Origin of the sequence: Streptococcus sp. (assembly GCF_041802885.1) — a bacterium.
Classification (GTDB): Bacteria; Bacillota; Bacilli; order Lactobacillales; family Streptococcaceae; genus Streptococcus.
This window is the reverse complement of sequence record NZ_JBHCHN010000014.1, coordinates 1-7,945: the sequence shown is the minus strand read 5'-3', so window position 1 is coordinate 7,945 and position 7,945 is coordinate 1. Positions and strand designations below refer to the sequence as shown.

Sequence of the window (7,945 nt, the reverse complement as noted above, 5' to 3'; positions counted from 1 at the left end):
TGCGACCTTGACAGTCGAAGCGAAGTCAAGAAAATTTTAAAAAGCAAGCAGGTAACTGTCAATGGGCAGGTGGAAACCTCGCCCAAACGGCAGATTGATGAGAAAGCTGACCAGATTGCCGTTTCTGATCAGGTCCTGCAGCATGAAAACTTTGTGTATTATCTGCTCAACAAGCCCAAGGGGGTCATTTCTGCCACTCAAGATGACCGCCATCGGACGGTCTTGGATTTACTGGATGAGACCGCCCGGCTCAAGGAGGTTTTCCCAGTGGGCCGCTTGGACATAGATACCCATGGCCTCTTGCTCCTGACCAATAACGGTCCCCTGGCTCATGCCCTGCTTTCTCCAAAAAAGCATGTGGACAAGCTCTATCAGGCTAAGGTAGCAGGGATCATGACGGATCAGGATGTGGAAAAATTTCGTCAGGGTATGGAACTGAAAGACTTTAGCTGCCAGCCAGCTGATTTGGAGCTGGTTGAGGTGGATGAAAAAACTAATAGCAGCCTAGTCCGCATCACCATCCGAGAAGGGAAATTCCACCAGGTCAAACGCATGGTAGCAGCCTGCGGCAAGGAAGTCACCGACCTGCAGCGTCTAAGGATGGGACCCCTGGTTTTGGATGAGAACCTAGAAATCGGGGAATTTCGCAGGCTGACCCAAGAAGAGCTGACTAGCTTGGAAGAATTTGGGGTGGAACTTTAGCAAACAGGAAGGAAATGAGGATTTTACCATACAAACACTTGAAGTTTCAAGGGAGAAGGGGTAAAATGAGATTGTGAAAACGAAAACAAAGCCTGTGTTCCAGTAGAAGGAGGTTCTCATGTCTCACTTTATTAATAATGATTTTTCAGATATTTTGCTCCATCGCCACTCGGTTCGCCATTTTGACCCTACGGTCAAAATCAGTCGGGAGGAGCTCCAGGAAATGATTGCTGAGGCCATTACAGCCCCATCAGCCTGCAACCTGCAGCCCTGGCGCTTCGTCATCATTGACACTGAAGCAGCAAAGGATGTCTTGCGCAGCTTCTTTATGCCCTTCAATACCCCACAGCTGGAAACAGCAGCTGCTATTGTTTTCATTTTTGGGGATACTCAGGCCTACAAATCTTACCGTGACCTTTGGAATCAGGCCTGTGAGGATGGCCGCATTTCTCCCGAAAAAAGGGATGAAGTCCTAAAGACCTTCCTACCCCTTTATGAAGCAGCTTCCTATGAAGGTCTGGTCCATGACGCCAAGACCAATAGCTCCTTGGCAGCCATGCAGTTGATGCTAGTAGCGCGTGCCCACGGCTATGATACCAATGCCATCCAGGGTTACAACTCAAAAGTGGCGGCAGAAAAGCTAGGTCTGGATCCTGAACGCTATGTGCCCAATATGGCCATCGCCATTGGTAAGGCCGACCTGATTCATCTCAATAAGGAGGTCCAATCAAGTCGCTATTCTGTTGATGAAGTTAGTCGATTTTTATAATTCCAAGCGTTGCAGAGATGCGCCTTAAGGGGAAGCAAGGGATTTCAGGTAAACATCCTAGAAATTTTCACTGTTTTATGCTACAATACTACAAGCGTAGGTTTTTAAACTCATCCCGTGAGGTGAGAAAGACGTCAAGTTTCAAATGAGGGCCTATGACTACTATATTAGAACTGGGCCTTTTTGCATACCCAGAAAAGGAGAATAGATGGAATTAAAGATGCAGGTTTCAGAGCATGAGGAGCACACGGCTCTGGATTTGGATGTTTCAAAGGTAGACCTACTTTTGGATGTGGATGAAAAGCCGGAGTTTGGCAAGGGCCTGCTCCTTAGCTTCCAGCATGTCTTTGCTATGTTTGGTGCCACCATCCTAGTGCCCCTAATTTTGGGCATGCCAGTATCGGTTGCCCTCTTTGCCTCTGGTGTAGGAACCCTGATTTACCAAGTAGCCACCAACTTTAAGGTACCAGTCTACCTAGGTTCCTCCTTTGCTTATATTTCGGCCATGTCTGTGGCCATCAAGGCTATGGATGGCAATGTTTCAGCTGCCCAGACAGGGATTCTCTTCGTCGGTCTCATCTATGTCCTCATTGCAGGTCTGGTCAAGATGGTCGGCACCAAATGGATTGATACCCTTTTGCCGCCCATTGTCATCGGGCCAATGATTATCATCATCGGACTTGGTTTGGCCAATTCAGCGGTAACCAACGCAGGCTTTGTGACTGATGGTGATTGGAAGCAGATGCTAGTGGCCATGATCACCTTCCTCATTGCGGCCTTTGTCAACACCAACGGTAAGGGCTTTGTGAAAATCATTCCCTTCCTCATCGCCATTGTAGGAGGTTACCTGGTTTCCATTGCTCTTGGCATGGTCGATTTTACCCCAGTTTTGGAAGCGGCCTGGTTTGAGTTGCCTGGTTTCATCCTTCCTTTCAAGTTGGGGAGCTTCCAGACCTTTGAACTCTATTTTGGCCCTGAAATGCTGGCCATCCTGCCTATTTCTATCGTTACCGTGGCAGAGCATATCGGGGATCACACCGTTCTCAGTCATATCTGTGGTCGTGAATTTTTGAAAAAACCTGGCCTGAACCGGACCCTGATTGGGGATGGGGTGGCCACAGCCGTATCAGCCTTCTTGGGTGGACCTGCCAACACCACCTATGGAGAAAATACAGGGGTCGTGGGTATGACGCGGATTGCATCAGTGTCTGTCATCCGCAATGCAGCCCTCATTGCCATCACCTTTTCCTTCCTAGGAAAATTCACCGCCCTCATCTCCACCATTCCAAACGCTGTTCTGGGGGGGATGTCCATTCTGCTCTATGGGGTTATCGCTAGCAATGGACTCAAGGTCCTCATCGAAAGCCGTGTTGATTTCGGACAGGTCCGCAATCTGATTATCGCTAGCTCCATGCTGGTTCTGGGTCTTGGTGGCGCCGTCCTCAATCTGGGTGCCCTGACCCTTTCAGGAACCGCCCTCAGTGCTATCGTTGGGGTAGTCTTAAACCTAATTTTGCCCAAGTCGGAAAAGTAAATAAAAGAAAGGAGTCAGTGCTTTGGAACTGACTCCTTATTTTCGTTTGATGACAATTACTACAAGAACATTAAATATATGTTGTTTCAAACAAAATTTGTTTACATTTGACCATAGTTATGTTAACATTGTTGTGTTTGTTATAATATTTATGCTTGATATGTACGTATCTATTGCAGAAAAAATTTGTTTCACATTAGGAGAGTTTTATGAATCATCATCGATTCAAACCAATTAAGGTTATGGTAGTTTTTGGGACAAGACCCGAAGCCATCAAAATGGCCCCCTTAGTTTTAGCTTTAGCCAAAGATAGTGGACGATTTGAGCCAACGGTTGTCGTGACGGCTCAGCATCGAGAGATGCTAGACCAAGTCTTAGACACCTTTCAGATTGTTCCAGATTATGATTTAAATATCATGGGGCATAGACAAACCTTAACAGACATTACAGTCCAGGCCATGAGTAAACTGCAATCGATTGTTACAGAAGTTCAGCCGGACATTATGCTGGTTCACGGGGATACAACAACGACTCTGGCAGCTAGTCTAGTTGCTTTTTATAATCAGGTCAAAATTGGCCATGTAGAGGCTGGCTTACGCACGTGGAATAAACTGTCTCCTTTTCCTGAAGAAGTTAATCGCCAGGTAACAGATGTGGTGGCGGACCTTTACTTTGCTCCGACAAACGAAAGCAAGCGTAATTTGCTACAAGAGGGCCGGGCAGAAGAAGACATCTTCATCACAGGAAATACCGCTATTGACGCATTGTCCTTTACGGTGGATAGTGACTATCACCATGAGGTTTTAGATAGGATTGGCGCAGGGAATAAAGTTATTTTATTAACCATGCACCGTCGTGAAAATCAGGGCGAACCAATGGCCAAGGTGTTCGGCATGATCAAGGACTTTGTAGCACAGCATCAGGATGTCGAGGTCATCTACCCAGTTCATTTGAGCCCAGCTGTTAAAGAGGTAGCAGAAGCTATTTTGGCAGGGGTTGAGCGGATTCATCTCATCGAACCTCTCAATGTCCTAGATTTCCATAATTTGGCGGCGAGAAGTTATTTTATTATGTCAGACTCTGGTGGCGTGCAAGAAGAGGCACCCTCTCTTGGAAAACCTGTACTGGTCCTTCGTGATACAACAGAACGTCCAGAGGGTGTTGCTGCGGGAACCCTTAAATTGGTCGGCACAAATCCAGATTTGATTGCCAGAGAAATGACCTCTCTCTTGACAGATAAAGAATACTATCAGACCATGTCCGAAGCGAAAAATCCTTATGGCGATGGTCAAGCTTCGAAACGTATTTTAGAAGCTATTGCTTACTATTTCAAAGGAGCAGAAAACAAACCAGAAGATTTTAAGGTCGAGGATAAATAATAGACATGTTAAAACAAGAATTACACTATATAACAGTTTCCCTTCTGTACTGGGGGGGGATTGTTGCGAGCTTGTTTGCGACACATATTTTCTTCCCTGGAAGTGAGTGGATAACGCTTGCTGTTATTCTCTTAACCATTGTGTCCGTATGGCTCCTGCCAGAACTACTAGCTATATGGCTCTTGGTATTGAGTACAACTGCCATTGTCATGATTATGGTTTTTGGTATCAGTTACATCCCTGTTCCAGAACGGGTATTTTACATTTTCCTTCTTCCGGCTGCAGGATTAGCCACCCTTTATCTCCTTAGGTTGTCCTATCAGCAACTTGCAGGAAATGAGGAAAAGGCAGCCCGAAAAACCCTTTCTTTCTGGAAAAGGGCCAATGAGTCAGCCTTTCCTGTGCAGATTGGAATGGTGAGGTGGGCTCACTTCGAGCAATTTCGAGAAATCAATCCTAGAGAGAGCCGCCGTGTTTTGCGGGTTGTCAAGCATCGTCTGAAGTCTCATCCAAGCATTCGTGATGTTTTTGTCTTGCCAAATGGTGCCTTTTTGATTTTTGCAAACAATGATTCTAAGACTGCTTCTTTATCAGAACAGTTGAAAGAGTCTTTGGAAAAAATCCCCTTTCGAAATATATACAATCCGAATGCCATTCAGTTTCAGATTGTGCAAGATGAATGGGAAAAACAAGATCTTGAGTCTGTGCGCTTTGCTGATCTTATCAAGCATTTAGGGCGCAAGCTGGAGACTGAAATTATTATAGAATATTAGGAGAAAAATATGACACTAACGGACATTTTTTTCTATATTGCAACAGGAGTCACCGGATTGTTCGCAATCTGTGTGCTTATTCTCTTAATTTGCTATTTAACAATCTATGAAAGAGTTAATAAAAATTTTAGGGCGGTGAAGAAATGATTAGCCAATCCTTAATGATTTTCACTCTAGTATCTATTTGGTTTTCGATGGGATGGGCCTTGATTCCCTTGTTTTCGTCTGTTCACTTCTGGTTGAAGCATAGTGATTTCAAGGTGAATACAGACCCTCTTCCCTACTATCCCAAGGTCACGATTGTAGTACCAGCCCATAATGAGGATGTCGTGATTGCTCAAACAGCTACCGCCATTCTGAATTTGAACTACCCAGTGGACCGGGTTGAACTCCTCCTTTTTGCAGATAACTGTAATGATAATACTTACGAAGAAATGCAAAAAGTGAAAGCCTTGCCCCAGTTTGCAGGAAGAAATATCACCCTGATTAACCGGAAAGGGACAGGAGGAAAAGCCGGCGTTTTAAACGATGCCTTGAAAATGGCAACTGGAGAATACATCTGTGTCTATGATGCAGATGCCATGCCAGAGCAAAATGCACTCTATTTCCTCATCAAAGAAGTTCTGAAGGATCCGGAACGACATGTTGCAGCCTTTGGCCGCAACAAAACGAGAAATGCAACCCAAAATTTCCTGACTCGCTGTATCAACCAAGAAATTGTCGTGACACAGCGTGTACAGCATGTTGGAATGTGGCATTTATTCAAGATTGGTCGGATTCCAGGAACCAACTTTATCATCAATACTGACTATGTGAAGAGCATCGGTGGTTGGCGCAATGGTGCCTTAACAGAAGACACAGATATCTCCTTCAAGATTATGGAAAGTGGAAAGTTGATTGCCTTGGCTTATAATTCAGAAGCCTTTCAGCAAGAACCTGAAACGGTCCGCACTTATATGATGCAGCGTAAACGCTGGGCCAAGGGAAATTATGAAGTGGTTATTTCCAACTTTAAAAACCTCTTTAATCGAAGCAATTGGCGGGTGAAGCTGGAAGTCTTTTATTATTCTTGTACTTTCTTCTGGTTCAATGCGGCCATTATCTTGTCTGACCTTATTTTCTTTGCCAATATTGTGGCTATGGTCCGATATCTATTTGACCCTGCTGTTACCCTACCATTTGCCTTTGATCCTTCCAATGTGTACATCGCACAATTATTGCTCTTTAACTGGCTTGTAATGATTCTGATTTACTTGCTACAAATTACTATCTCACAGGCTAGTCAGTTTGGTCAGGCAACTATCCATCAGGTTGGGATTGCCCTTATTTCCTACTTCACCTATACGCAGCTCTTTATCATTATTTCTATTGTGTCAGTTTGGTCTGTCACAATGGATAAACTATTGCGGCGTGATGGTACCAAGTGGGTTAAGACCAAGCGCTTTGCAGGATAGGAGGATTCATGCTCAGAAAACGATCAAAATATACAATTTTTGCCCTCCTTTTAGCAGCTTTTATTGCCCTCTTTTTCTACTTACGGATGAACAAACCGAAACAATTACAAAGAAATGCTTATCAAGAGTGGTCTGCTAATTTTGTAGGAACTCTTGATGAAAAGACCTATATTAAAACAGAAGAGACTTCTGATGGACAAGTCACTCTGTCTGAAGCACAAGGGTATGGCATGCTGATTGCAGCTCGTGCAGGGCAGCAAAAATTAGCCAGTCAAAAAGATTTTGACCGCCTTTATCAATATTATCTAGATAATCGTCTACCCGATAGCCAATTGATGTCATGGAAACAAGTCATCGCAGAAAATGGTGAGATTGAAACTTTCGATCATAATGCCACAGATGGTGATTTATATATCGCCTATGCCTTGATGGAGGCGGCTAAGGTTTGGCCTAAAAAAGCAGATGATTACAATGCACAAGCAAAGGCCATCCTAGAAGATATTCTTGCTCACAACTACAATGCAGAATTAACCATTCTGACAGTTGGGGACTGGGCTACAGAAGATAGTAAGTTCCACAGTCTTATGCGGACCTCGGATGTCATGCCCCAGCAATTTGAAGAATTCTATCAGTTGACCCAGGACAACACCTGGTTACAGTTGAAAGACTCAATGCTAGATAAGTTGGTTCTGATGAGCGAACAGTACAAGACCGGTTTGATTCCTGACTTTATGTGGGTCGGTGAAGATGAGGTAAAAGCTGCTGAAGCCAATGCAGTTGCAACAGAGTTTGATGGGACCTATTCTTACAATGCCTGTCGTGTCCCTTACCATCTGGCCCAAAGTCAAGATGAAAAGTCCCAGGCTGTTCTAGGGAAAATGCTAAATTTTTTCATGTCCACAAGACGAATCACCGCTGGTTATGAACTGAGCGGGAAAGAAGTGCACAATTACCAGGCAGCCAGTTTCTTGGCACCTGTCTTCTACGCTGCCCAAAAGACCGCAGGACATGATAAGCTTGTCCAACAAAACAAGTTTATCTTTATGCAAGATTTATCCAAAGAAGCCTACTATGAAATGGCTCTCTTAACTATGGTGGCCTTAGAAGTTTTTTAAATAGGTCAGGACCACAAATAGTTGACAAAGGGTTCAAAGCCTGATAGACTAATAGGAGTCCAATGGACAAATTAGCGATTCTTGGTTGCAGGATATGCCAACCTGCCACTCGGATTCAGCTCAAATACAAAGGAGAAAAACTCATGGCAATCTCAAAAGAGAAAAAAAATGAAATCATGACCCAGTATGCGCGTCATGAAGGCGATACTGGTTCAGTAG

At 44.4% G+C, this 7,945-nt stretch carries 7 protein-coding genes and 1 pseudogene; all 8 read left to right on the top strand.

Features of this window, described 5'->3' with window-relative positions:
- Window positions 1–702: pseudouridine synthase (locus ACEYCN_RS01840; protein ID WP_373712600.1), on the top strand; the 702-nt coding region annotated here is incomplete at its 5' end.
- 118 nt (window positions 703–820) lie between these two features.
- On the top strand, window positions 821–1,471 hold the full coding sequence (locus ACEYCN_RS01835) for a nitroreductase family protein (protein ID WP_373712599.1): 651 nt from the start codon (window positions 821–823) through the stop codon (window positions 1,469–1,471).
- A gap of 220 nt (window positions 1,472–1,691) precedes the next feature.
- Complete coding sequence (locus tag ACEYCN_RS01830) at window positions 1,692–3,005, top strand: solute carrier family 23 protein (RefSeq protein ID WP_373712601.1); 1,314 nt, start codon at window positions 1,692–1,694, stop codon at window positions 3,003–3,005.
- A gap of 209 nt (window positions 3,006–3,214) precedes the next feature.
- Window positions 3,215–4,384 (top strand): non-hydrolyzing UDP-N-acetylglucosamine 2-epimerase, encoded by a 1,170-nt coding sequence (wecB, locus tag ACEYCN_RS01825; protein ID WP_373712598.1) that lies wholly within the window; start codon window positions 3,215–3,217, stop codon window positions 4,382–4,384.
- A 5-nt stretch (window positions 4,385–4,389) separates the two neighbouring features.
- Window positions 4,390–5,157, top strand: coding sequence for a hypothetical protein (locus tag ACEYCN_RS01820; RefSeq protein WP_373712597.1), 768 nt, complete (start codon window positions 4,390–4,392; stop codon window positions 5,155–5,157).
- Window positions 5,158–5,300: 143 nt separating this feature from the next.
- Window positions 5,301–6,611 (top strand): glycosyltransferase family 2 protein, encoded by a 1,311-nt coding sequence (locus tag ACEYCN_RS01815; RefSeq protein WP_373712596.1) that lies wholly within the window; start codon window positions 5,301–5,303, stop codon window positions 6,609–6,611.
- An 8-nt stretch (window positions 6,612–6,619) separates the two neighbouring features.
- Entirely contained in the window at window positions 6,620–7,726 is a 1,107-nt protein-coding gene (locus ACEYCN_RS01810) for a glycosyl hydrolase family 8 (RefSeq protein ID WP_373712595.1), read from the top strand.
- 143 nt (window positions 7,727–7,869) lie between these two features.
- A pseudogene (locus tag ACEYCN_RS01805) lies at window positions 7,870–7,945 on the top strand (30S ribosomal protein S15); the annotation flags it as partial.